This is a genomic window from Microbacterium sp. AG790 (assembly GCF_003634765.1).
Lineage (GTDB): Bacteria > Actinomycetota > Actinomycetes > Actinomycetales > Microbacteriaceae > Microbacterium.
Genome location: NZ_RBWZ01000002.1, coordinates 1 through 23,216, shown reverse-complemented (window position 1 = coordinate 23,216; position 23,216 = coordinate 1). Strand labels below are relative to the sequence as shown.

Sequence of the window (23,216 nt, the reverse complement as noted above, 5' to 3'; positions counted from 1 at the left end):
AGTGCGGGAACTAGACAGCTCCACTCTCGACCGGGAGGTCCTCACCCGTCTATCGCGTCACACCTCAACCAACGTCCCTGGGCAGCACAGCTAGCGCGCGAATTTCGGATCAGCAAGTCTCGAAAAGGGTAGAGTCGGAGCATGACCGACATTCCGCGCAGCGCAGGACGCCCACGGAGCGAGAGTGCGCGCTCCGCCGTGCTCCGCGCGGTCGACGACATGCTCGTCGACGTGGGCTATGCGGCCATGACGATGAAGGGCATCGCGGAACGGGCGAAGGTCGGACGCCAGACCGTGTACCGCTGGTGGTCGTCGAAAGCGGAGATCCTGCTCGAGGCCAGCGCGGGCGACGCCGCTCGCGAACTCGATGTGCCGGCCCACGCGGATCCCGCCGTGGAGATCACTGCGTTCCTCGCCGCACTCACGGCCTTTCTGACGACATCGGATGCCGGACTCGCGTATCGAGCGTTGCTCGGCGAGGCTCAGCACGACCGCGCCGTCGCCGAACTGCTGAAGGGCACCGACGTTCTCGGTACGGCCGCACACGTCATCCTCGAGAGAACACGGGCGACAGATCCGCGCGCGGAGAGCACGAACGGCTCCGCACGTACCGCCGAGCTCGTCGGACCGCTGCTGTACGCCGTGCTCATCGAGGGGCGAACACCGACGCCGTCAGAGCTGAGCGAGATGGCCACGCGCTTTCTGCGGTGAACGGACCCTCGCCGGGCTATCGAGGACACAACACGTGAGCTGCGCGCGAGGACGCACTGCGTGGGGAGGGACGCGTCACGGAGCCGCGGCCGACCGACGAGGCCGCGTCCTGGCCGCGCGCGATGTCACCCCTTACCGATCTGTCGAACCGATCGAGCCCTCCGGGCGCGCGATCGCTGGGAGCCATCCGCACGACGCGTGTGGCCAGCTCTTCCGCGCGTACGTGGGGGGTCGACCCGTCTTCCCGGACGGCTCTTGCCTGCACCCTCTCTTACCTGGCCCCTCCGCCACCAACGACGAAGCCCTGACGAGAAGAACTTCTCATCAGGGCTTCAGACCGTCGGGATGACAGGATTTGAACCTGCGACCCCTTGACCCCCAGTCAAGTGCGCTACCAAGCTGCGCCACATCCCGGTCTGCTGCCCGCTCGCGGACAACTCCCCTATCCTACCGGTTTCCCGGAGTGCTCGCGAACGCGTGTCGGTGGCGGGGAGTACGGTCTGGTCATGAGCCAGATCGAGATCGTTCCGGCATCCGCCGATCGCTTCGCCGATGTGGAGCATGCCCTCACCGGCGGAGGCGACGGCGCCTCCTGCTGGTGCCAGTGGTGGATGCTGCGCAACAAGGACTTCTCGCCCACGACGTCGACCGAACGGCGCGAGCTGCTGCGAGGCGACCTCGCCGACACGCCCGCCTCCGCGCTCATCGCCTACGTCGACGGCGAGGCGGCCGGATGGGTCAAGGTGTCGCCGCGCCCGGCGCAGCCCCGCCTCTCCGCGACCCGCGCCTTTCAGCAATCGCCGGAGCCCTTCGACGACGCCTCCGTCTGGGCCATCACATGCTTCGTCGTCCGCCGCGAGTTCCGCGGCGACGGCCTCGCTAAACGCCTGCTCGACGCGGCCGTCGACCACGCGCGTGCGCACGGTGCTCGCGTCATCGAGGGCTACCCGCTCGACACCGCCGTCGGCAAGACCTCGTCCAACGACCTCTTCCACGGTGCCCTCTCGAGCTTCGTGGATGCCGGGTTCGTCGAAGTCGCCCGCCCGAAACCGGCGCGCCCCATCGTCTCGCTGACGGTGGCGTGACGCCGCGGCTTCGACACGGCAGAATCAACAGGTGAGCGAACCGTCCGTCCGTGTCGACTCGTGGCTCTGGGCGGTCCGCGTCTACAAGACCCGCTCCGCCGCCACGACCGCCTGCCGCGCCGGCCACGTCCGGATCGGCTGCGAGAAGGCCAAAGCCGCGCAAGCCGTGCGCGTCGGAGACGAGTTGCGCGTGCGGATCGCGGGATTCGACCGCATCCTCGTGGTGCGTCAGCTGCTCACCAAGCGCGTCGGGGCGCCCGTCGCGGCGCTCGCCGCCGAAGACCGCACACCGCCGCGCGAGCCCGTCGCCCAGCTCGCCGTCCGCGACCGCGGCGCCGGTCGCCCCACCAAGCGCGAACGCCGCGAGATCGATCGCCTCCGCGGGCGCGACGCACTCAGCGGCCTCGGCGACGAGAGCGGCTCCTGACCGCCGCGCGCGTCACGCAGAGCCCGGTCCGGCGGCGTCCAGCCACGACGGCCCCCGACTGACGGCGCCATGCGAGGCCACGCGCTCGCGCAGCTCCCGGTCGCTCGTCACCACGACGACCGACCGTCCCGCCGCGGCGAGCGCTGCCGCCTCGGCGAGGATCGCGTCGTCGCCCTCTCCGGCCGCACGCACCACCGCGATGCCGGGAACGTCATCGACGGCACGCGCCTGACCCTCCACCACGACGCGCACCTCGGGGAACCAGACGTCCCCCGGCAGCTCCAGCCGCGCGGCATCCATCCCCTGCTCCACCAGCGGACGCAACCTTTCGAGGAGTCGCCCCGTCGCCCCCGCCCGATCCTTCCACCAGCCGTCGGGCACGGAGCCCACCACGTTCGCGGCATCCACGACCACGGCCGGGCGCACATCGAGCAGACCGCGCAGCATCGGCCACGAGGCGGCGAACCCCGGGTGCAAGGGGTACGCGTCCACGGCATCCACCGGCACCCACGCAAGCTCGCGGCTCTCGGGATCGCTGATCACCGGCGCGAAAGGCTCGACGACGTCGGCGACCACCGTCGCGTACGTCCACACGCCCACGTCGTACACGCTGATCAGCCGCGGCCGGACGGCCGAGGCAGGAACCCCGGCTTCCTCCGCCGACTCACGCAGCGCCCCGTCGCACGCCGACTCACCTTCGTGCCGCGCACCGCCCGGCAGCCCCCAGGTGTCGCCGAAGTGGCTCCAGGCGACCCGATGCTGCAGCAAGACCCCGCGCTCGGGATCGACCGCGAGCAGACCCGCCGCCCCGAACCGCCCCCAGTACCGCGTGCCGTCACCGGCGATGACCCACGCGTCACCGGGGTCGCGCGGCCCGTCGGGGCGGCGCGGCTCGCCGGGAGCAGACGGCACGATCGTCACCCGCTCAGCCTTTCACACCCGCGGCGCCCCACCGCCTCCGCGTGACGAGATTTTGCACGGCACATGACTCTTCGACACGCCCACATCTGGGCGCGACAGCCCCCGCGAACCCCACATATTGTGGTCAGACCAAGTCCGCACCACCAGATATCGAAAGCAGGATCCCCATGTCCTCCTCCCCCAGCGACACCGTCGTCTCGGCCCGCGCCACGATCGACGAGTATCTCGCCCGCTCCGACTGGCGCATCAACGCGAACGCCAACCAGGGCTACTCGCTGGGCGGCATGATCCTCAACTCCGCCGGAAAGCTGGTCGCCAACTACTGGCTCGACGAGGTCTACGCCCCCGCCGCCGGGACGGCCCACCGCGAGGGCGACCTGCACATCCACGACCTCGACGTCTTCGCCGGCTACTGCGCCGGATGGTCACTGCGGATGGTTCTCGAACAGGGCTTCAACGGGGTGCCCGGAAGGATCGCCTCTGCACCTCCCCGCCACTTCTCCAGCGCGCTCGGCCAGCTCGTCAACTTCCTGGGCACACTGCAGAACGAGTGGGCCGGCGCGCAGGCGTTCAGCTCGTTCGACACCTACCTCGCCCCCTACGTGCGCATCGACGACCTGACCTACGACGAGGTGCGCCAGGCGATGCAGGAGTTCATCTTCAACCTCAACGTCCCCTCGCGCTGGGGCACGCAGACCCCGTTCACCAACCTCACCTTCGACTGGGTCTGCCCCGACGACCTCGCCGATCAGCACCCCCTCGTCGGCGGTCAGGTGCAGGCGTTCGCGTACGGCGACCTGGCCGAGGAGATGGCCGTGATCAACCGCGCCTTCATCGACGTGATGACGGGCGGCGACCAGGACGGGCGCGCCTTCACGTTTCCCATCCCGACCTACAACATCACGAAGGACTTCGACTGGCACGGCCCCAACACCGACGCCCTCTTCACGATGACCGCGAAGTACGGCCTGCCCTACTTCCAGAACTTCGTGACCTCCGACCTCGACCCGCACATGATCCGCTCGATGTGCTGCCGCCTGCAGCTCGACCTCACCGAACTACTCAAGCGTGGCAACGGGCTGTTCGGCTCGGCCGAGCAGACCGGGTCGATCGGCGTCGTGACCATCAACTGCGCACGCCTCGGGTTCGTGCACTCCGGTGATGAGGATGCCGTCATCGCCCGCCTCGACGAACTGCTCGACATCGCCCGCGACAGCCTCGTCGCCAAACGCGCCATCATCGCCCACCACCTCGACGGCGGTCTCTTCCCGTACACGCAGCGCTACCTCGGCACGCTCGACAACCACTTCTCGACGATCGGCGTCAACGGCCTCAATGAGTACGTCCGCAACTTCACGCGCGATAGCGACGACATCACCACCGCGCACGGCATGAACCTGGCGACGCGCCTGCTCGACCACGTCCGCGAACGCATGGTCGAGTTCCAGGAACAGACGGGGCACATGTTCAACCTCGAGGCGACGCCCGCCGAAGGAACGACCTACCGGTTCGCAAAGGAGGACATCGCGCGACTTCCCGGCATCCGCCACGCCGGCACCGCCGACAACCCGTACTACACGAACTCGTCGCAGCTGCCGGTGGGGTACACGAGCGATCCCTTCCTGGCGATGCAGATGCAGGAGCCGCTGCAGGCGAAGTACACCGGCGGAACGGTGCTGCACCTCTACATGGGCGAAGCGATGCCGTCCGCCGAGGCCTGCCGCGAACTCGTCCGCCGCTCGCTGTCGCGGTTCCGACTGCCGTACATCACGGTCACGCCCACTTTCTCGATCTGCCCCCGCCACGGCTACCGGTCCGGCCACCACGAGCAGTGCCCCGACTGCGGCGCGGAGTGCGAAGTGTGGACCCGCGTGATGGGTTACTTCCGGCCGATCGCCAGTTTCAACGTCGGCAAGAAGGGCGAAGCTGAGGAGCGAGAGTACTTCTCCGCTGCTCTTCCCGCCGAGGAGGCGACATGGTCCGCACCGCTGCAGCCTGTGAACTGAACATCGCGGGGGTCACGCCGTTCTCGACCGTGGACTGGCCTGACATGATGACCGCGACGGTCTTCCTGCAGGGCTGCCCGTGGAACTGCTTCTACTGCCACAATCCGGCGCTCATCGATCCGCGGGCCGAGGGCGCGGTGTCGTGGGCCGACGTCACCGACCTGCTGTGCGACCGGATGGGGCTGCTCGACGGCGTCGTGTTTTCCGGCGGCGAGCCCACACTGCAGCACGCGCTGGTCCCGGCGATGCAGATGGTGCGCACGCTCGGCTTCCGCGTGGGCCTGCACACCGCGGGCGCCTACCCGGGGCTGCTCGCCCGCGCGCTCCCCTACGTCGACTGGGTGGGACTGGACATCAAAGCCGCGCCCGACGACTACGCCACCGTCACCGGGCGCGCGCCCAGCGGCATGCACGCGTGGCGATCGTTGGAGCTCGTGCTCGGCAACCGGCTGCTGCGCGCGGGGTCGGATCACCCGCTCGACTACGAGGTGCGCACCACCGTGCACCCGGCCGCGTTCGACGACGCGGGGCTCCGCGAGCTCGGATGCCGTCTGGCCGACGCGGGCGTGGACACGTGGGCCGTGCAACGGTTCCGTGAGACGGGCACGCGCCAGCCGCTTCCCCGCGCGACGGATGCCGAGGCACCGGCGCTCCGCTTAGACGACCTGCCGGTGGAACGGTTCCGGTCGCTGGTCGTCCGCTGACGGGGCGCGTTTCGACTCGCGGCTGCGCCGCTCGCTCAACGACCGGGACCGGGGCGAGCGCGCGCGGCGCCGTCGCGCTGGCCGGGCCCGGGCGCGCGCCGGCGCGCCCGGGCAGTGGCAGTGCCATCCGCCCGAACTGCAAGCCCTCCGCCCGGCCGCCCACCCACCCGAAGTGCAAGGGATGCGTGGCGACACGCCGCGGCATCCGTGCACCACACCGCGTGTCGGCGCTGAGGCCTTGCAGTTCGGGTGACACCGGCCGGCGCCGTTCGCTCGACGACCGGGACGAAGCACCTGGCGTGACCAACCCCCGCGAGCCGACAGACCAGCCGGCTCGACCGAGCCCGCTCGGCGCGCGGCCCGGCCGCCCACCCGCCCGAACTGCAAGGGATGCGGGGCGACACGCCGCGGCATCCGCGCATCACACCGCGTGTCGGCGCAGAGGCCTTGCAGTTCGGTCAGCGGCGCACCGCCGCCACAGCCCGCTCCGGCACCACAGACGGCCAGCCACGGCGCCAGCGCGATCAGCGCTGGCGACGCTCGCGCACCCGCATGTTGACGACGATCGGCGTGCCCTCGAAACCGAAGATCTCGCGCAGGCGCCGCTGGATGAACCGGCGGTAGCCCGGGTCGAGGAATCCGGTCGTGAACAGCACGAACGTCGGCGGACGTGTGCCCGCCTGCGTGCCGAACAGGATGCGCGGCTGCTTGCCGCCGCGCAGCGGATGCGGGTGCTCGGCGATGAGCTCGGCGAGGAAGGCGTTGAACTTCCCGGTCGGAATGCGCTGATCCCACGACTCCAGCGCCGTCTCCAACGCCGGGACGAGCTTGTCGAGGTGACGGCCGGTGCGCGCGGAGATGTTCACACGCGGAGCCCACGCGACGTGCGCGAGGTCCTGCTCGATCTCGCGCTCGAGGTAGCGGCGCCGGTCGGAGTTCTCCATGTCGTCGTCGTTCAGGCGGTCCCACTTGTTGAAGGCGAGCACGAGCGCGCGGCCCGACTCGAGCACCAAGTCGATGATGTTGAGGTCCTGCACGCTGATCGACTGCGAGACATCGAGCACGACGACGGCCACTTCGGCCTTCTCGAGCGCGGCGGAGGTGCGCAGCGACGCGTAGAAGTCGGCCCCCTGCTGCAGGTGCACGCGGCGGCGGATGCCGGCGGTGTCGACGAAGCGCCACAGCTTGCCGCCGAGCTCGACGATCTCGTCCACCGGGTCGCGCGTCGTGCCGGCGAGCTCGTTGACGACGACGCGCTCCTCACCGGCGGCCTTGTTCAGCAGTGACGACTTGCCGACGTTGGGGCGGCCGAGGATCGCGACGCGACGCGGGCCCCCGAGCTCGCCCTTGGCGACGGCCGAGACCTCGGGCAGCACCTTCATGACCTCGTCGAGCAGGTCGGCGACTCCGCGACCGTGGATGGCCGACACGGGGTGCGGCTCGCCGAGGCCCAGGTTCCACAGCGCCGCGGCCTCGGGCTCCTGGCGGGCATCGTCGATCTTGTTGGCAACGAGGAAGACGGGCTTCTTGGTCGTGCGCAGCAGCTTCACGACGGCCTCGTCGGTCGCCGTGGCGCCGACCATGGCGTCGACGACGAACAGCACGACGTCGCAGAGGTCGATGGCGACCTCTGCCTGCGCGGCGACGGAGCGGTCGATGCCGCGGGCGTCGGGCTCCCACCCGCCGGTGTCGACGAGCGAGAAACGGCGGTCCATCCACTCGGCCTTGTAGGTGACGCGGTCCCGCGTCACGCCCGGGGTGTCCTCGACGACCGCTTCGCGGCGTCCGAGGATGCGGTTCACGAGCGCCGACTTGCCGACGTTCGGCCGTCCGACGATCGCGACGACGGGCAGCGCGGGCAGCATCTCGACGACTTCGCCGCCGGCGGTGAAGCCCGCGAGCAGGTCGTCGTCCTCATCGTCCAGGTCGTAGTCGGCGAGCGAGGCGCGCAGCGCCGCCGCCCGCTGTTCCGCGAGTTCCTCGTCGAGGTTCGCGAGCTTCTCCTCGATCTGGTCGGGACCGGCCTCGTACTCGTCTTCAGCGGCCATCGTGGTTCTCCTGTGGGGTGGGGTCAGTCGCAGAGATCACGTCGAGGACGGCCTCCACGGTCTGAGCGAAATCGAGTTCGGTCGAATCGACGACCGTGACGCCGTCGGCGGCGGTGAGGAAGTCGACGACGGTGCTGTCGGCGGCGTCCCGACGGTGAAGTGCCGCGGCGACGGCATCGGCATCCTCACCGGACAGCTCGGCGCTGCGCCGGGCGGCGCGCACCTCGGGTGCGGCGGTGAGGAGGATCCGCACCGCCGCATCGGGGGCGACCACGGTCGTGATGTCGCGGCCTTCCACGACGACACCGGGCCGGCCCGAGTCGCGGACGAGCCGGCGGAACAACTCGTTGACCTGCGCGCGGACGGCGGGAACGCGGGCGACACCGCTGACGGCGGCGGTCACCCGCGGCTCACGAATGGCGGCGGTCACGTCGGCCTGCCCCACCCGCACCCAGTAGTCGTCGGGGTCGAGCGAGATGGCGTAGGGGAAGTCGGATGCCGCAGCCACCACGACCGCCTCGTCCGCCGTGTCCGACGCGGCACCGGTGCCCCGCGCCAGCACGTGCCACGCGAGCGCGCGGTAGGCGGCGCCGGTGTCGAGGTAGCCGTAGCCGAGGGCGCGTGCGACCTGCTTGGAGACGCTGGACTTGCCCGAGCCGGCGGGCCCGTCGATGGCGATCGTGACGGTCATGAGGGCAGACTCGCGATCTTCCAGCCGCGCGCGGTCAGGCCGTCCTCGGCATGACGGACGATCGTCGGGTCGACGCTGATCTCGGCCAGGCCGAACTGTGCGCCGGGCGAGTGCTCCAGGCGCAGGTCCTCGACGTTGACGCCGAGCTCGCCGAGCTCGCCGAACAGGCGGCCGAGCTGACCCGGCGTGTCGTCGACCATGACGACGAGGCTCTCGTACCGGCGGTTCTGCCCGTGCTTGCCGGGAAGACGCTCCACGCCGTCGTTGCCACGCCGGATCGTGTCGGCGACGGCACGCCGTGCACCGGGAGCGTCGGGGGCGCGCAACGCGTCGGCGACGGCGCGCAGATCGTCGGAGAGCGCGTCGAGCACGTCGACGACCGGGGCCGCGTTCGCGCCGAGGATCTGCACCCACAGCTCGGGCGCCGAGGCGGCGATGCGCGTCGTGTCGCGCACGCCTTGACCGGCCAGACGCAACGAGCCGTCGGGAGCGTCGATGAACCGTCCAGCGAGCAGCGATGCCACCAGCTGCGGCACGTGCGACACGAGCGCGACGGCGCGGTCGTGCTCTTCGGGCGTCATCTCGATGGGCGTCGCACCGAGGTCGAGGGCGAGACCCTCGACGAGGGCGAGATCGGATGCCGGGGTCTCGACATCACGGCACACGACCCACGGACGACCCACGAAGATGTCCGCGCGCGCCGAGATGGCCCCGCCGCGCTCGCGGCCGGCCATCGGGTGCGAGCCGATGTAGTGGGTGAGGTCGACGCCGCGGCCCCGCAGCTCGTGCAGGGGGTCGAGCTTGACGCTGGCGACATCGGTGACGACGGCATCCGGGAAGGCGGCCAGCTCCCGCGCGACGACGTCGGCCGTCACGTCCGGAGGCACCGCGACGACGACCAGCAGCGGACGGTCGTCGTCATGCGCAGCGCGACCGGCACCGTAGTCGATCGCCAGGCGCAACTGGGCGGGCGATGCGTCGGCGAGCGCGACGTCGACGCCGAGCGCGCGCAACGCATGGCCGATGCTGGCACCGAGCAGCCCGGCACCGACGATCCGGACCGTGCCGGAGGTGCGGGCCGCGCGGGTGCGCAGATCGGCAACGGCCTGTTCGGTCACTGTTCTCCGCCTCAGCTGTCCCCGGGCGGCGTGGGCGCCGCCTGGCGCGCCACGGTGAGCAGTGCGCCGCGTTCCACTGTAGTCAACTCGCGGGCCCGCCCCGCCGGGAGGGTTCCCAGGTGGAGCGGCCCGAACTGACGTCGCACGAGGTCGACGACGGGGTGGCCGACGGCTGCCATCATGCGCCGCACGATGCGGTTGCGCCCGGAGTGCAACGTGAGCTCCACCAGAGAGGTGTCGCCGGAGGTGTCGAGCAGGCGCGCCTTGTCGGCGGCGATGGGTCCGTCCTCCAGGTCGACGCCCGCGGTCAGCTGCGCGATCGTCTGGGCCGTCACGCGACCGGTGACCTTCGCGATGTAGACCTTGGTGACGCCGAAGGAGGGGTGGGCCAGCACATGGGCGAGCTCGCCGTCGTTGGTCAGCACGAGCAGCCCCGAGGTCTCGGCATCCAGCCGGCCGACGTTGTAGAGCCGCTCGTCCCACTCCTTCGTGAAACGGCGCAGGTCGGGACGGCCCTGCTCGTCCTTCATCGACGAGACGACGCCGGTCGGCTTGTTGAGCATGACGTAGCGCTTGGTGGTGTCGAGCTGGATCGCCGTGCCGTCCACGTCGACGAGGTCGGATGCCGGGTCGATGCGGCGCCCGAGCTCGGTGACCACGTGGCCGTTGACACGGATGCGACCCTCGACGATGTACTGCTCGCAGACGCGGCGTGAGGCCACCCCCGCATTGGCGAGCACCTTCTGCAGGCGCACGCCCTCGGCATCCGCTGTGTTCGTCATCGCAGCACCTCCGCGTCGAAACCGTCGGAGCCGTCGTCGAGCAGCGGCGAGATGTGCGGCAGCTCGTCGAGGGAGTTGATGCCCAGGTTCACCAGCAGCGCATCGGTCGTGCCGTAGTTGATCGCTCCGGTCTCGGGGTCGGTGAACAGCTCGGTGATGAGACCGCGCGCAAGCAGCGTGCGCACCACCGAGTCGACGTTCACGGCGCGGATCGAGGCGACCTGGCTGCGGGTCACCGGCTGCTTGTACGCGATCACCGCGAGTGTCTCCAGCGCCGCCTGCGACAGGCGCGACGGGGCCTGTCCGCCGACATACTCGGCGATGAGGTCGTCGTGCTCATCGCGCACGTAGAGCCGCCAGCCGCCGCCCACCTCGCGAAGCTCGAAGCCGCGGCGAGGACCGCCCGTCTCGCCGTCGTAGTCGGCGACGAGTCCCTCGACGGCCTGACGCACGGTCGGCACCGGGGCGCCGACGGCGGCGGCGAGGGCGACGAGGCTCTGCGGCTCGTCGACGATCAGCAGAATGGCCTCGATGCGGCGGGCGACATCGGCGGGCTCCTGCGAGCGCACCGGTGGGGCGTCGTCGGTGTCGATCTCAGTGGTCATAGTCGGCTCCCAAGGTGGCGAGGTTCTCTTCGGACCACCGCTCGGCGGTCCAACGCAGGGTGAGCTCGCCGAGCGGCTCGAGCTGCTCGAACGAGAGGGCGGCGTGGCGGTAGAGCTCGAGCACCGCGAGGAAGCGGGCGACGACGACGCCGGTCTGTGCGACCCCGGCGACGAGCTCCCGGAAGTTGAGGGTTCCCGCGTCGCGCAGCAGCGTCACGACGATCGCGGCCTGCTCGCGGATGGACACGAGCGGCGCGTGGAGGTGGTCGAGTCCGACGTGCGGGATCTCCTTCGGTGCGAAGGCGAGCATCGCGAGGGCCGCAAAATCCTCCTTGGACAGCGTCCAGACGAGCTCCGGAACGGCACGACGGTACTTCTCGTCGAGGCGCACCGCACGCACGTGCCGCCGGTCTTCGCGACGCAGGCTCCGTTCGAACCAGGCCGACACCTCTTTGAACGCCCGATACTGCAGCAGCCGCGCGAACAGCAGGTCGCGCGCCTCCAGCAGGGCGACGGACTCGGCATCCACCAGCTCACCCTGCGGCAGCAGGCCCGCGACCTTCATGTCCAGCAGGGTCGCGGCGACGACGAGGAACTCGGATGCCTGGTCGAGCTCGTCGTCGGATTCGAGGCCCTTCAGGTACGAGATGAACTCGTCGGTGACTTTGCTGAGCGAGATCTCGGTGATGTCCAACTCGTGCTTGCCGAGCAGCGTCAGCAGCAGATCGAACGGACCGTCGAAGTTGCCCAGCGAGACCCGGAACCCGGCCGGCTCGCCCTCCGGGGCGGTCGGAGTCTCGGCGGTGATGACCTCGGGGTCCTCAGGCGACGGCGCCACGAGCCACCAGCTCCCGCGCGAGGCGCAGGTAGGCCTGGGCGGCGGCGTGCTCCGGGGCGAACGTGGTGATGGGAACGCCCGACACCGACGCGTCCGGGAACTTCACCGTGCGCCCGATCACCGTCTCCAGGACGTCGTCGCCGAACGCTTCCACGACCCGCTCGAGCACCTCGCGCGAGTGGAGCGTCCGCGGGTCGTACATCGTCGCGAGCACACCGTCCAGCTCGATCGCCGGGTTGAGCCGGTCGCGCACCTTGTCGATCGTCTCGATGAGCAGCGCGACGCCGCGCAGGGCGAAGAACTCGCACTCCAGCGGGATGAGCACACCGTGGCTCGCCGTGAGGGCGTTGACCGTGAGCAGTCCCAGCGACGGCTGGCAGTCGATGAGGATGACGTCGTACTCCCCCGCAACCTTGCGCAGCACGCGCGCGAGGATCGTCTCGCGGGCGACCTCGTTGACGAGGTGCACCTCCGCCGCCGACAGGTCGATGTTGGCCGGGATGACATCCAACCCGTCCACCGAGGTGTGCACGATCGTCTCGTGCGGGTCGCGCTTGGTGTCCAGCAGCAGGTCGTAGATCGTCGGGATGTCGTGGGTCTGGATGCCGAGGCCCGCCGACAGGGCGCCCTGCGGATCGAAGTCGATCGCGAGCACGCGGCGCCCGTACTGGGCGAGCGAGGCGGCGAGGTTGATGGTGGTGGTCGTCTTGCCGACGCCGCCCTTCTGGTTGCAGAGGGCGATGATGCGCGCGGGGCCGTGCGCGGACAGCGTCGGCGGGGTCGCGAAGCCGTGATAAGGCCGACCGGTGGGTCCCATCGGAACGTCCTCCGAGAGGGCCTTCTTCGTCCCCCGCGTCTTATCCGCCACCGACACTCCTGCTCGCTGATGCCCTTCCCAGGGCCTGGCGGACCTGCGCCGCCGTGCCCCTCGATTCTCGCACAGGGTGGCGGCGGCTCAGCCGAGGCCCCGCAGGGTGTCGACGTCCACGAGTCCGGCGTGCAGCCGCCCGCCGCCGATCAACGACGGGATCGACACGGTGCGGATCTCGTTCTCGACGACAGTGCGCGCATGCTGGAGGGATGCCGCGACCTCCGGTGACCCGGTGAGCTCGACGATCCGCGCGATGTCGTCCGCGGTGTAGCCGTCGTCGCTCAGCCACTGCTGCAGACGCAGGGTGGCATCGGCGGCGCTCGCACGGTTCATCCACTCCTGGGTCGTGGTGCCGTCAGCCGCCTGCGTCGTGAACAGCTGCTCGAGGATGAACCAGTCACCGGTCTCGGCGGCGGCGTTCGTCGAGCCGGCCGGCGCGCGTTCGGCCTCGAACGCACGGATCGCGGTGAGGTAGGTGGCGATCAGCTGCGAGTTGGCGAACTTGTCGCCGACGCCGGCGCGGATCGGATAGGCGAGGTAGGTCACGTTGTGCGTCTGATCGAAGCCGGCCTCGCGCATGTTGCGGAACAGCTGCGCGCAGTAGTGGCAGCCGGGATCGAGCACCTCCAGCGCCGTGGGACGTCCGGCGGTGTACCCGCCGAGGTAGGTGGCATCGGCGGGGGCGAAGTCCGCGGCATCCCAGGTGCGCAGTCGACCGGGGACCGTCGCGATCGTGTCGCCCACCGACGCGAACTCGCGGCCGAAGGCGCCGAGCACGTCGCCCTCTCCGATCGACTCCCAGAACCCGGGCTGGATGGCGTCGATCGAGCACGCCTGCGCGGCGAGGGAGCAGGCCTGCGCGTTCTGCTTGTCGCACGTGCCGTAGACGAGGAGGTTCAGGCCGCTGCGCCCGACGAGATAGAGGCTGACGATGAGGCTCAGCACCATGAGCCAGGCGATGACCTCGATCGCGATGCTGGCCGGCCGTACGAGGCGGGGCGCGCGCACCGCCAGGGGCGCCAGGAGCGAGTTCTTGACGTCGTCGCGGAAGGTCGTGTCGCACGGTCGCAGCGTCACCCGGCGCCACGCGCACCCCCACGCCTTCCCGAGGAGCTTGCGATACTTCGCCGATACGGCAGAGAGCACGAGCACGACGAAGAACGCGACGATGCAGACCACGTCACAGTCCCTTCATCATCGCGGTCATGACCTCGAGGGTGCGGTCGATGTCGGCGTCGGTGTTGTGCGCGCCGACGCTGAAGCGCACGAGCGGGCCGAGGCCGCGTCGCTCCAGAGTCCAGTAGTGCGCGCAGAACGCGCCGCTGCGGACGGCGATGCCGCCGTGCGCGAGGAAGGCGGCGAGCCGGTGCCCGTCGACGCGCTCGGGCAGCACCGAGATCACGGGCGACGCGTCACCGATCATCTGCAGGCGCGGGAGCGCGGCGAGCCCCGCGTGCAACCGGGCACCGAGTCGCGCCTCGTGGGCGGCGAGCGTCTCTCCCGCGCCGCTGCGAAAAGCGCCGATCCACTCCAGGGCGGCGCCGAAGCCGATGATCTCCGCCCATGCCTGCAGCCCCGGTTCGAGCCGGGTGTGCGGATCGGGCAGCAGTGCGAAGTCGTCGGCGGTCACGGCACTCACTTGGCCGCCGCCGACCATGACGGGCTCGAGCGAGAGCAGCAGCTCACGGGTGGCGACGACGACGCCGAGCGACGGTCCGTACATCTTGTGCGCTGAGAAGCAGATCGCGTCGGCGTCGAGACCGCGCAGAGACTCCAGGGCGTGACCGGCCGCCTGCGCGGCGTCGACGATCACGATGCCGCCGACGCGGTGCACGCTGGTGATGAGTTCGCGGAGGTCCGGCGTCACCGCACCGATCACGTTGTCCATCGCCGACACGACCACGACCGCGTCGCGCATCGTCTCCGCATCGACGAGCACGCGTGCATCGTCGTCCCGCTCCACGACGACGCGAGGGATGCCGGCACGCCGCGCGGCCGCGATCGTCGAGAGGAACACCGCGTTGTGCTCGGTGACGGTGGTGACGATGCGGGCGAAGCGCCCGGGCGCCAGCGCCGACAGGAGCAGGTTGAGTCCGTAGGTGGTGTTCAGCGTGAAGGCGCACGAGTAGTGGCGAGGTGACAGTCCCAGGGCGGCGAGCGCCCGTTCTCGCACCCGTGCCACCTCGGCATCCACCCGCCGCCCCGCGTCATAGCGCACACGCCCGCCGCAGGCGTAGAGGTGCAGGTAGTAGTCCTGGACGGCGTCGATCACGGGCTGGGGTCGCAGCGTCTGGCAGGCGGAGTCGAGGTAGGCCTCGTCGCTGGCCAGATAGTCGAAACCCGGACGGTTCGCGGACCTCGCCTCGGCAACGCGGATGACGGGCGCTTCCTCGGCGCGCCGACCGAAGAGCCCTCGTCGGGTCGGGCGGCGCGCGGCATCCATGCCGCCATTGTGGTCGGACCTCCCCTTCCCGCGGCGGCGCTCCGGCCGTGAAAGATCCGGACGCCGCCGAGGCTCAGATGAGGCTGCCGATGACGTCCAGCCGCAGCTGGGCCGCCACCGCGATCACGAGGTAGTCCAGCACGACGACCAGAGGCAGCCACGACAGCACGACGGCGCCGATGCGCCGCGCGACGTCCGCGCCGCCCCAGACGCCGTCGGCGAGAGTCCAGCCCAGCACCGTCCAGAACAGCGGGATCGTCACGAGCCAGATCACCATGCACCAGGGGCAGAGCGACCCGTACTCGAAGACGCTGCGGTACGCGAGCACGTGCACGAACACGAACGCGCCCGCGACGAAGATCGCATACACCCGCCAGAACCAGGTGCGCAGCCCCGCGGGGGCGGCCAGTGCCGAGACGCCCGCGTAGATGGGCCCGAAGAACAGCATGATGCCGATGATCGCGTTGCTGAATCCCAGCAGGTTGCCCCCCGGTGACAGCAGGTTCGGGCCGCACGTCACGATCGGGCTGATGCTGCAGCTGATGAGCGGCGTCCCGCCCGTCAACTGGCCGATGTACTCGAGGTACAGCAGGAACGCGACGATACCGCCGAGTGCTCCGGCGACGATCCACCAGATCGCCAGGCCCCGCCGCGGACGGTGGAGGCGAGGCGCCGCGGGAGCGGTCGCGAGGGGAGAAGGCGCAACGATCATGGCGCCATCGTCTCTCGCCGCGGGTCGCCGTGCGGTCTGGATGCGCCGGATTTATCCCGCCGACATGGCCCGATTGCGGCCGTGGGCGAGTCAGCGCGCCCGCGGGTGCGACGTGAGGTACACGTCACGCAGGGCGTCGACGGTCACGTGCGTGTAGATCTGCGTCGTCGCGACGGAGGCGTGACCGAGCAGCTCCTGTACGACGCGCACATCGGCCCCACCCTGGAGGAGGTGCGTCGCGAACGAGTGCCGGAAGGTGTGCGGCGACACGTGCGCCTGCAGGCCGGCGCGCTCGGCCGCCGCCTGGATGATCAGCCACGCGCCCTGGCGCGACAGCGGCGCCCCCCGCGCGCCGAGGAACAGGCGCGGGGTCGCGCGCCCGCGACGTGAGAGCTCCGGGCGAGAGCGGGCCAGATAGGCGTCGACGGCGGCGCGGGCGTACGAGCCGACCGGGACGATGCGCTCCTTCTGCCCCTTTCCGCGCACGCGCAGCAGTTCGGTGTCGCCCGCGATGTCGTCGACGTCGAGCTGCATCAGCTCCGAGACGCGCGCGCCGGTGGCGTAGAGCAGTTCGAGCAGAGCGCGGTCGCGAAGGCGGATCACATCGGTCTCGGTCGCGGCCCCGGGTGCGGGGCCGGCGGCATCCAGAAGCGCCGCGATCTGATCGATCGTCAACGCTTTCGGAAGGCGTTGGGGCGTCTTCGGCGGGGTCAGGTGATCGCTCGCGTCGGAGAGCTCGATCCCCTCCCGCACGAGGAAGCGGTGCAAGCCGCGCACCGACGATTGCAACCGCGCCAGAGACGTCGCCGCCGGCGGCGGATCGGCGGCGGCGCGCTCGGCGGCGAACTGCGCGACGACAGCCGGGGTGATGTCGGATGTGTCCTCGACACCGGCGGCGACGAGCCACTCGCCATAGCCTCCGAGGTCGCGCCGGTAGGCCGCGACCGTGTGCTCCGAAAGGCCGCGCTCGATCGTGATGTGACGCAGATACGCGTCGATCGCACGCTCGAGCTTCACCGCATCATCCGCTCCGACGCACGCTCACCGATGCCCGTCACCGCGCGTGGCCGGATCCGTCCTCGCCGATGCTCCGTGACCGCCGCGGCCAGGGGGCGTCGCCCGGAGCCAGCGTCGCCCAGTCCCGCGCGCGGGACGCGTGGGCGGCGAGCGCCCCGACGACCAGTGACGGATTCTGCACACGGCGCGCGAGCACGGCGTCGACGACCTCGTCCAGCGGCACCCACCGCACCTCGATGTCGGCTTCTTCCGCCTCCCGGGCGAACGTCTCCTCCGCCGGGCGCAGCTCGCGTGCGAGGTAGATGCGGATCGTCTCGTCGCTGCCGCCGGGCGAGGTCATGAACTCCCCCAGCACGTGCCAGGATGCCGCGACGAGGTCCGCTTCTTCGGCCAGCTCGCGCTGAGCCGCCACGAGCGGCGACTCACCGCCGATGTCGAGCAACCCCGCCGGGATCTCCCAGTCACGCAGCCGCACCGGGTGGCGGTACTGCTTGATGAGCAGCACCCGATCTTTCTCATCGAGCGCGAACACCGCCACCGCGCCGGTGTGATCCATGTACTCCCGGACGATGGACGCCCCGTTGTAGGCGAGCTCGTCGCGACGGATGTTCCACACCCGTCCGACGAACGGCGTCTCGCTGCGGACGACCTCGACCTCGACCGCCTCGTCGGTCAGTGGCCCCGCCGCCGTCGGGTCAGTCACCCTCGACCTCGAAGAGCTCGCTCGAGCGGTGCCGGTCCAGTGCCGCGGCGATGAGCCCGCGGAACAGAGGGTTCGCCTCGGTCGGCCGCGAACGCAGCTCGGGGTGTGCCTGCGTGGCGATGTAGTACGGGTGCACGTCGCGCGGCAGCTCGACGTACTCGACGAGCCCGTGGTCGGGCGACAGACCCGAGAACCACATGCCGGCGTCGGCGATCCGATCGCGGTAACGGTTGTTGACCTCGTAGCGGTGGCGGTGACGCTCGCTGGCGCGCTCGGCGCCGTACACCTCGGCCGCCAGCGACCCCGCGGCCAGTTCGGCCTCGTAGAGCCCGAGCCGCATCGTGCCGCCCATGTCGCCGTGGTCGATGATGTCGACCTGCTCGGCCATCGTCGCGATCACCGGGTGCGTGGTGTCGGGATCGAACTCGCTGGAGGAGGCTCCCTCGATGCCGGCGACGTTGCGCGCGTACTCGATGACCATGCACTGCAGTCCCAGGCAGATGCCGAGGGTCGGGATGCCCTGCTCGCGGGCGAAGCGCAGGGCGCCGAGCTTTCCCTCGATGCCGCGGATGCCGAAGCCACCGGGAACGACGATGCCGTCGAGCGCGCCGAGCGCCTTCTCCGCGCCCTCGGGCGTCTCGCAGAGGTCGGAGGCGATCCACTGGACCTGCACCTTGGTCTCCTGCGCGAAACCACCGGCCTTGAGCGCCTCGGTGACCGACAGGTAGGCGTCGGGCAGGTCGATGTACTTGCCGACGAGACCGATCGTCACCTCGTGCTTGGGGTTGTGCACGGCGTTGAGGACCTTGCTCCAGCGCGTCCAGTCGACCTCGGCCGCCTTGGCGCCGAGACCGAGCGCATCGACGATGTAGCTGTCGAGGCCCTGCTCGTTGAGCATCGTGGGAATGTCGTAGATGGAGGGCACGTCGATCGCGTTGACCACGGCATCCTCGTCCACGTCGCACATCAGCGCGATCTTGCGCTTGTTCGACTCGGTGACGGGGCGGTCGCTGCGCAGCACGAGAGCGTCGGGCTGGATGCCGATCGAACGCAGGGCCGCCACGGAGTGCTGGGTGGGCTTGGTCTTCTGCTCGCCCGACGCGCCCATGAACGGCACGAGCGAAACGTGTACGAAGAACACGTTCTTGCGTCCGAGCTCATGGCGGATCTGACGCGCCGATTCGATGAACGGCTGCGACTCGATGTCGCCGACGGTGCCGCCGATCTCGGTGATGATCACGTCGGGCTTGGGCGTCTCGTCGGCCTGCAGGCGCATGCGGCGCTTGATCTCGTCGGTGATGTGCGGGATGACCTGCACCGTGTCGCCGAGGTATTCGCCGCGGCGCTCGCGCGCGATCACCTGGGAGTAGATCTGTCCCGTGGTCACGTTGGCGGCCTGGCTCAGCTCGATGTCGAGAAAGCGCTCGTAGTGCCCGATGTCGAGGTCGGTCTCCGCACCGTCGTCGGTGACGAACACCTCGCCGTGCTGGAACGGGTTCATCGTGCCCGGGTCGACGTTCAGGTACGGGTCGAGCTTCTGCATCACCACGCGCAGTCCGCGCGCCGTCAGCAGATTGCCCAGAGACGCGGCGGTCAGGCCCTTCCCCAAAGACGAAACGACACCGCCCGTCACGAAGATGTGCTTGGTGGTGTCGCTTGAAGTCTTGCCCGCCGTCTTACCTGCTGAATGAGTGTCCGTCACGGGCTTTCATCCTATCAGTCCGGAGTGGCCGAGGCTCAGAAGCTCCCGGGCGTGCTCGAGTGCGGTCGTCGAATCGGCCAGCCCCGACAGCAGTCGCGCCATCTCGGCCTCGCGGTCGGCGCCGGTGAGCGCGCGCACGCTCGAGGCGGTGACCGAGCCGTCGCCGGCTTTGACCACGCTGAGGTGGTTCGAGGCGAAGGCCGCCACCTGGGCGAGATGGGTGACGACGATCACCTGACTCGTCTCCGCGAGGCGTGCCAGGCGGCGACCCACCTCGATCGCGGCGGCGCCGCCGATCCCGGCATCCACTTCGTCGAACACGAAGGTGGGCACGCCGCCGGTGCCCGCGATGACCACCTCGATCGCGAGCATGACGCGGCTGAGCTCGCCCCCGGACGCACTCTTGGCGACCGGGCGGGGCTCGGCGCCCGGATGCGGCGCCAGCAGAATCGTCACCTCGTCCCGGCCGGACGCCGACGCCCCGCCCTCCTCGACGGCGACGACGACGCGCGCGTCGGGCAGCGCGAGCGCGTGCAGCTCCTCGGTGACGGCGGTCGCGAGCCGCTCCGCCGCCGCGCGACGAGCGGCCGTGAGTCGTTCGGCGGCCGCGTCCAGGACGGCCGCGGCGTCGCGCTCGTCGCCGCGCAGACGCGCGATGCGCTCTCCGTCGTCGTCGAGCTCGGCGAGACGGAAGGCGCCCGATCGAGCCAGCTCGAGTGCGGCTTCCAGGCTGCCGTGGGCACGCACGATGCTCGTCACGGCGGCCCGGCGCTCCTCGACCGCGGCGAGTTCGTGGGGGCCGGCATCGTCCAGATCCGCCAGGTACGCGCTCAGCTCGGTGGCGAGATCAGCGACCCGATACGAGATGTCGTCGAGGATCGCTGCGTGGGCGGCCAGCACGGTGTCGGCGCGGACCACCCTCTCCAGCGCGCGACGGGCCTCGGCGACGAGCAGTCCCACATCGGGGACGTCACCGCCTCCCGACAGCGCATCGTGGGCGATGGCGGCCGCCTGGCGCAGTTCCTCGACGTTCGACAGTCGTTCGGCACGTTGGGCGAGCTCGACGTCTTCGCCCGGCTGCGGATCGACCTGCTCAATCTCGGCAAGAGCAGCACGCAGCTGTTCGGCTTCGGCAGCGCGCGCCTCGGCGTTGCCGGTGATCTCCGCGATCTGGGCGGCGAGCTCACGCTGCGCGGCGTAGGCCTGCCGGTACTGCTCCAGGACCGGCGCGATCTCCGCGGCGCCGAAGCGGTCGAGCGCATCGCGCTGGGCTCCGCCCGAACGCAACCGGAGCTGGTCGGACTGGCCGTGGACGACGACGAGCTGCTCGGCGAGATCGGCGAGCACGCCCGCGGGCGCGGCGCGACCGCCGACGCTCGCGCGGCTGCGTCCCTCCGCGGTGACCGTGCGGCCCAGGTACAGCTCGGCGCGCCCGTCACCGATCGGTTCGACCTCTCCCCCGGCATCCGCCACGCGGTCAGCCACGGCGCCCGACTCGGGGACCAGCCACACGCCCTCGACGGCCGCCTGGGCCGCGCCGGCGCGGACGACGCCCGAGTCGGCGCGCGCGCCGAGAAGGAGGCCGAGCCCGGTGACGACCATCGTCTTTCCGGCTCCGGTCTCTCCGGTGATGGCGGTGAAGCCGGGACCCATCGGAAGCGTCGCGTGAGCGATGACACCGAGGTCCCGAAGCGTCATCTGCTCGATCACGCGCGCCCCTCCGCGCCCATCGGCCGTGATGCTGAGGTCTCATCGGGACCGCGCCATCCGGTCACCGGCAGCTGGAACTTCCGCACCAGCCGGTCGGTGAACGGAGCCGGATGCAGGCGCGCAAGGCGCACGGGCTGCGAGGACTTGCGGACGACGACGCGAGCCCCGGGCGGCAGGTCGTGCGAGCGTCTGCCGTCGCACCACATGATTCCCGTGCCGTCCGTGCGCGCGAGCACCTCGATCGCAACAGTGGCTTCTGGTCCCACCACCAGCGGGCGCGCGAACAGCGCGTGAGCCGACAGCGGAACGACGGCGATCGCGTCGACAGTGGGCCAGATCACCGGGCCGCCGGCAGAGAAGTTGTAGGCGGTGGAGCCGGTCGGGGTGGCGATCACGACGCCGTCGCAACCGAAACTCGACAGCGGTCGGCGGTCGATCTCCATGACGACCTCCATCATCCGCTCCCGCGCCGCCTTCTCGACGGTGGCCTCGTTGAGGGCCCAGGTCTCGTAGATGACGTCTCCGCCCGCATCCTTGACGCGCACGGAGAGCGTCATCCGCTCCTCGACCTGATAGTCGCAGGCGATGATGCGACGCATCGCGTCGTCAATGTCGTCCGGATCGATCTCGGCGAGGAAGCCGACGTGCCCCATGTTGATGCCGAGGATCGGGGCGGCACCGTCGCGCACGAGCTCGGCGGCGCGCAGAATCGTGCCATCGCCACCCAACACCACCGCCAGCTCGATGTCGGTGACCGCGACGTCGGTCCCCAGGGCGGCGAGGGGGCCGAGATCCGACAGCGCATCCACCAGCTGCGGATCGTCCACCGCGAGCACCGGACGAGCATCGGCGGCGATGAGCGCGGCGATCACGCGCCGAGCCGCTGCCACCGTGTCGTCGCGGCGCGCGTGCGCCACGACGAGGATGGAGCGCGGCGTTTTCGGATCTGTCATACCGCTCCCGTCGCTTCGTCGATCGTCCTCAGCCATTCTGTCGGATTGCCACGGGAGGCCAGCGCGTCACCATCAGCCGGTGGACGCTGATCGCGCGGGCGCAGGTGGACGAGGTACTCGTGATTGCCGTGCGTGCCGGCGAGGGGCGAAGAGATGAATCCCGCCGTCGCCAGCCCCGCATCCCACGCAGCCCACAGCACCCCGGCCGCAGCGTCGGCGCGAGCCGCGGCATCCGTGACCAGGCCCTCACGCACACCGGTGCGCCCCACCTCGAACTGCGGCTTGATCAGCAGGATGATGTCGCTGTGCGCCCGCGCGACAGCCGCGATGGCCGGCATCACCAGCGTGAGCGAAATGAACGACAAGTCCGCAACGATCACATCGGGGTGGACGGGAAAGCCGGCCGCGTCGGACACCGACGCCGCCGTCATGTACCGGACATTGAACCCCTCCACGACGCAGACGCCCGCATCGCCTCGGATCGAGGGAGCCAACTGGTCGTGGCCGACGTCGACCGCGACGACCCGACTCGCTCCACGCTCGCGCAGTACCTGAGTGAAACCGCCCGTCGACGCCCCGAGGTCGAGCGCTTCGCGGCCCGCAACCTCCACGTCGAAGGCGTCGAGGGCTGCCAGGAGCTTGTGCGCAGCCCGGCTCACGTAGTGATCGGCGCCGTCGACGACGAGCACAGCGTCATCCGACACGGGCGTCGACGGCTTGAGCACGTAGACACCATCGACGGTGACCAGACCCGCCTCGATGTCGCGGGCCGCCTGCGTGCGCGACCGGGACAGCCCGCGAGAGGCCAACGCCGCGTCGAGTCGAGCCGTCACTGCGCGCCGTCGCGCGGACCGGACTCGAGCCGGCGCGCGAGATCGTCGTGCAACGCGACATAGGCGGCCGCACGTTCAGCGAGCGGCTGCTCCTCGATCACCTCGAGCGCGGACAGCAGGTCCTCGCGGCGAGCGTGCGAGTCGTCGGCGTTCATGGACATACCCTCCACGATAGTCGCCGACGCCGACACGACCGCGGCGACAGCGAAAGCTGCCGGCATCGTTCATGGCGATGCTTCGGGTCGTGTTAACGGGAAATGGCCACCCAGCGTTGGGTGGCCATTTCCTGAAAAGAAGTCCGGCGGTGTCCTACTCTCCCACAGGGTCCCCCCTGCA

Annotated in this window: 23 protein-coding genes and 1 tRNA gene; 5 read left to right on the top strand and 19 right to left on the bottom strand. The window is 70.3% G+C overall.

Annotated features, from left to right (window positions below; translation table 11 throughout):
• Nucleotides 1-141: 141 nt before the first annotated feature.
• Nucleotides 142-711 carry a TetR/AcrR family transcriptional regulator gene (locus tag DEU37_RS00570; protein ID WP_121188789.1) on the top strand — a complete coding sequence of 190 codons (570 nt, stop codon included), beginning with the start codon at nucleotides 142-144 and terminating at the stop codon, nucleotides 709-711.
• 340 nt (nucleotides 712-1,051) lie between these two features.
• Here the strand turns inward: DEU37_RS00570 and DEU37_RS00565 are convergent.
• Nucleotides 1,052-1,125: transfer RNA gene (locus DEU37_RS00565), tRNA-Pro, on the bottom strand.
• 92 nt (nucleotides 1,126-1,217) lie between these two features.
• On the opposite strand from DEU37_RS00565, the gene DEU37_RS00560 reads away from it, so the two are divergent.
• Nucleotides 1,218-1,796, top strand: a complete 579-nt coding sequence (locus tag DEU37_RS00560; RefSeq protein WP_121188788.1) for a GNAT family N-acetyltransferase — start codon at nucleotides 1,218-1,220, stop codon at nucleotides 1,794-1,796.
• A gap of 31 nt (nucleotides 1,797-1,827) precedes the next feature.
• Complete coding sequence (locus tag DEU37_RS00555) at nucleotides 1,828-2,223, top strand: RNA-binding S4 domain-containing protein (protein WP_121188787.1); 396 nt, start codon at nucleotides 1,828-1,830, stop codon at nucleotides 2,221-2,223.
• 12 nt (nucleotides 2,224-2,235) lie between these two features.
• On the opposite strand, the gene DEU37_RS00550 is transcribed toward DEU37_RS00555, so the two are convergent.
• Nucleotides 2,236-3,144 (bottom strand): NUDIX domain-containing protein, encoded by a 909-nt coding sequence (locus tag DEU37_RS00550; RefSeq protein WP_121188786.1) that lies wholly within the window; start codon nucleotides 3,142-3,144, stop codon nucleotides 2,236-2,238.
• Nucleotides 3,145-3,311: 167 nt separating this feature from the next.
• On the opposite strand from DEU37_RS00550, the gene DEU37_RS00545 reads away from it, so the two are divergent.
• The gene (locus tag DEU37_RS00545; RefSeq protein WP_121188785.1) at nucleotides 3,312-5,150 is read left to right on the top strand and encodes a ribonucleoside triphosphate reductase; all 1,839 of its coding nucleotides are present in this window, start codon (nucleotides 3,312-3,314) and stop codon (nucleotides 5,148-5,150) included.
• On the top strand, nucleotides 5,120-5,854 hold the full coding sequence (locus tag DEU37_RS00540; RefSeq protein ID WP_121188784.1) for an anaerobic ribonucleoside-triphosphate reductase activating protein: 735 nt from the start codon (nucleotides 5,120-5,122) through the stop codon (nucleotides 5,852-5,854). Before DEU37_RS00545 ends, DEU37_RS00540 begins: the two co-directional genes overlap by 31 nt.
• A 524-nt stretch (nucleotides 5,855-6,378) precedes the next feature.
• On the opposite strand, the gene der is transcribed toward DEU37_RS00540, so the two are convergent.
• The 17 genes from der to DEU37_RS14785 all read right to left on the bottom strand — a co-directional run bounded on the left by der (nucleotide 6,379) and on the right by DEU37_RS14785 (nucleotide 23,035).
• On the bottom strand, nucleotides 6,379-7,902 hold the full coding sequence (gene der / locus DEU37_RS00535; RefSeq protein WP_005055156.1) for a ribosome biogenesis GTPase Der: 1,524 nt from the start codon (nucleotides 7,900-7,902) through the stop codon (nucleotides 6,379-6,381).
• Complete coding sequence (gene cmk, locus DEU37_RS00530; RefSeq protein WP_121188783.1) at nucleotides 7,892-8,593, bottom strand: (d)CMP kinase; 702 nt, start codon at nucleotides 8,591-8,593, stop codon at nucleotides 7,892-7,894. Before cmk ends, der begins: the two co-directional genes overlap by 11 nt.
• Nucleotides 8,590-9,711, bottom strand: coding sequence for a prephenate dehydrogenase (locus DEU37_RS00525; RefSeq protein ID WP_121188782.1), 1,122 nt, complete (start codon nucleotides 9,709-9,711; stop codon nucleotides 8,590-8,592). The genes cmk and DEU37_RS00525 overlap by 4 nt, the downstream gene beginning before the upstream one ends.
• Before the next feature lie 11 nt (nucleotides 9,712-9,722).
• Nucleotides 9,723-10,493 carry a pseudouridine synthase gene (locus DEU37_RS00520; protein WP_121188781.1) on the bottom strand — a complete coding sequence of 257 codons (771 nt, stop codon included), beginning with the start codon at nucleotides 10,491-10,493 and terminating at the stop codon, nucleotides 9,723-9,725.
• The gene (gene scpB / locus DEU37_RS00515; RefSeq protein ID WP_121188780.1) at nucleotides 10,490-11,098 is read right to left on the bottom strand and encodes an SMC-Scp complex subunit ScpB; all 609 of its coding nucleotides are present in this window, start codon (nucleotides 11,096-11,098) and stop codon (nucleotides 10,490-10,492) included. The genes DEU37_RS00520 and scpB overlap by 4 nt, the downstream gene beginning before the upstream one ends.
• Complete coding sequence (locus DEU37_RS00510) at nucleotides 11,088-11,936, bottom strand: ScpA family protein (protein WP_121188779.1); 849 nt, start codon at nucleotides 11,934-11,936, stop codon at nucleotides 11,088-11,090. The genes scpB and DEU37_RS00510 overlap by 11 nt, the downstream gene beginning before the upstream one ends.
• Entirely contained in the window at nucleotides 11,920-12,753 is an 834-nt protein-coding gene (locus DEU37_RS00505) for a ParA family protein (RefSeq protein ID WP_121188778.1), read from the bottom strand. The genes DEU37_RS00510 and DEU37_RS00505 overlap by 17 nt, the downstream gene beginning before the upstream one ends.
• 138 nt (nucleotides 12,754-12,891) lie before the next feature.
• On the bottom strand, nucleotides 12,892-13,986 hold the full coding sequence (locus tag DEU37_RS00500; protein WP_121188777.1) for a hypothetical protein: 1,095 nt from the start codon (nucleotides 13,984-13,986) through the stop codon (nucleotides 12,892-12,894).
• A gap of 1 nt (nucleotide 13,987) precedes the next feature.
• Nucleotides 13,988-15,250, bottom strand: a complete 1,263-nt coding sequence (locus tag DEU37_RS00495) for an aminotransferase class V-fold PLP-dependent enzyme (protein WP_121188776.1) — start codon at nucleotides 15,248-15,250, stop codon at nucleotides 13,988-13,990.
• A gap of 73 nt (nucleotides 15,251-15,323) precedes the next feature.
• Nucleotides 15,324-15,962: a vitamin K epoxide reductase family protein gene (locus tag DEU37_RS00490; RefSeq protein ID WP_036285177.1), complete on the bottom strand. Its 639-nt coding sequence runs from the start codon at nucleotides 15,960-15,962 to the stop codon at nucleotides 15,324-15,326.
• 90 nt (nucleotides 15,963-16,052) lie between these two features.
• On the bottom strand, nucleotides 16,053-16,979 hold the full coding sequence (gene xerD / locus DEU37_RS00485) for a site-specific tyrosine recombinase XerD (protein WP_121188775.1): 927 nt from the start codon (nucleotides 16,977-16,979) through the stop codon (nucleotides 16,053-16,055).
• 37 nt (nucleotides 16,980-17,016) lie between these two features.
• A complete protein-coding gene (locus tag DEU37_RS00480; protein ID WP_121188774.1) occupies nucleotides 17,017-17,682 on the bottom strand; it encodes an NUDIX hydrolase in 666 nt (221 codons plus the stop codon).
• The gene (locus DEU37_RS00475; protein ID WP_121188773.1) at nucleotides 17,675-19,384 is read right to left on the bottom strand and encodes a CTP synthase; all 1,710 of its coding nucleotides are present in this window, start codon (nucleotides 19,382-19,384) and stop codon (nucleotides 17,675-17,677) included. Before DEU37_RS00475 ends, DEU37_RS00480 begins: the two co-directional genes overlap by 8 nt.
• A gap of 6 nt (nucleotides 19,385-19,390) precedes the next feature.
• Nucleotides 19,391-21,094, bottom strand: a complete 1,704-nt coding sequence (gene recN / locus DEU37_RS00470) for a DNA repair protein RecN (RefSeq protein WP_121188772.1) — start codon at nucleotides 21,092-21,094, stop codon at nucleotides 19,391-19,393.
• On the bottom strand, nucleotides 21,091-22,047 hold the full coding sequence (locus DEU37_RS00465; RefSeq protein ID WP_121188771.1) for an NAD kinase: 957 nt from the start codon (nucleotides 22,045-22,047) through the stop codon (nucleotides 21,091-21,093). The genes recN and DEU37_RS00465 overlap by 4 nt, the downstream gene beginning before the upstream one ends.
• Nucleotides 22,044-22,880 carry a TlyA family RNA methyltransferase gene (locus tag DEU37_RS00460; protein ID WP_121188770.1) on the bottom strand — a complete coding sequence of 279 codons (837 nt, stop codon included), beginning with the start codon at nucleotides 22,878-22,880 and terminating at the stop codon, nucleotides 22,044-22,046. Before DEU37_RS00460 ends, DEU37_RS00465 begins: the two co-directional genes overlap by 4 nt.
• A complete protein-coding gene (locus DEU37_RS14785) occupies nucleotides 22,877-23,035 on the bottom strand; it encodes a hypothetical protein (RefSeq protein ID WP_005055189.1) in 159 nt (52 codons plus the stop codon). The genes DEU37_RS00460 and DEU37_RS14785 overlap by 4 nt, the downstream gene beginning before the upstream one ends.
• Nucleotides 23,036-23,216 lie beyond the last annotated feature (181 nt).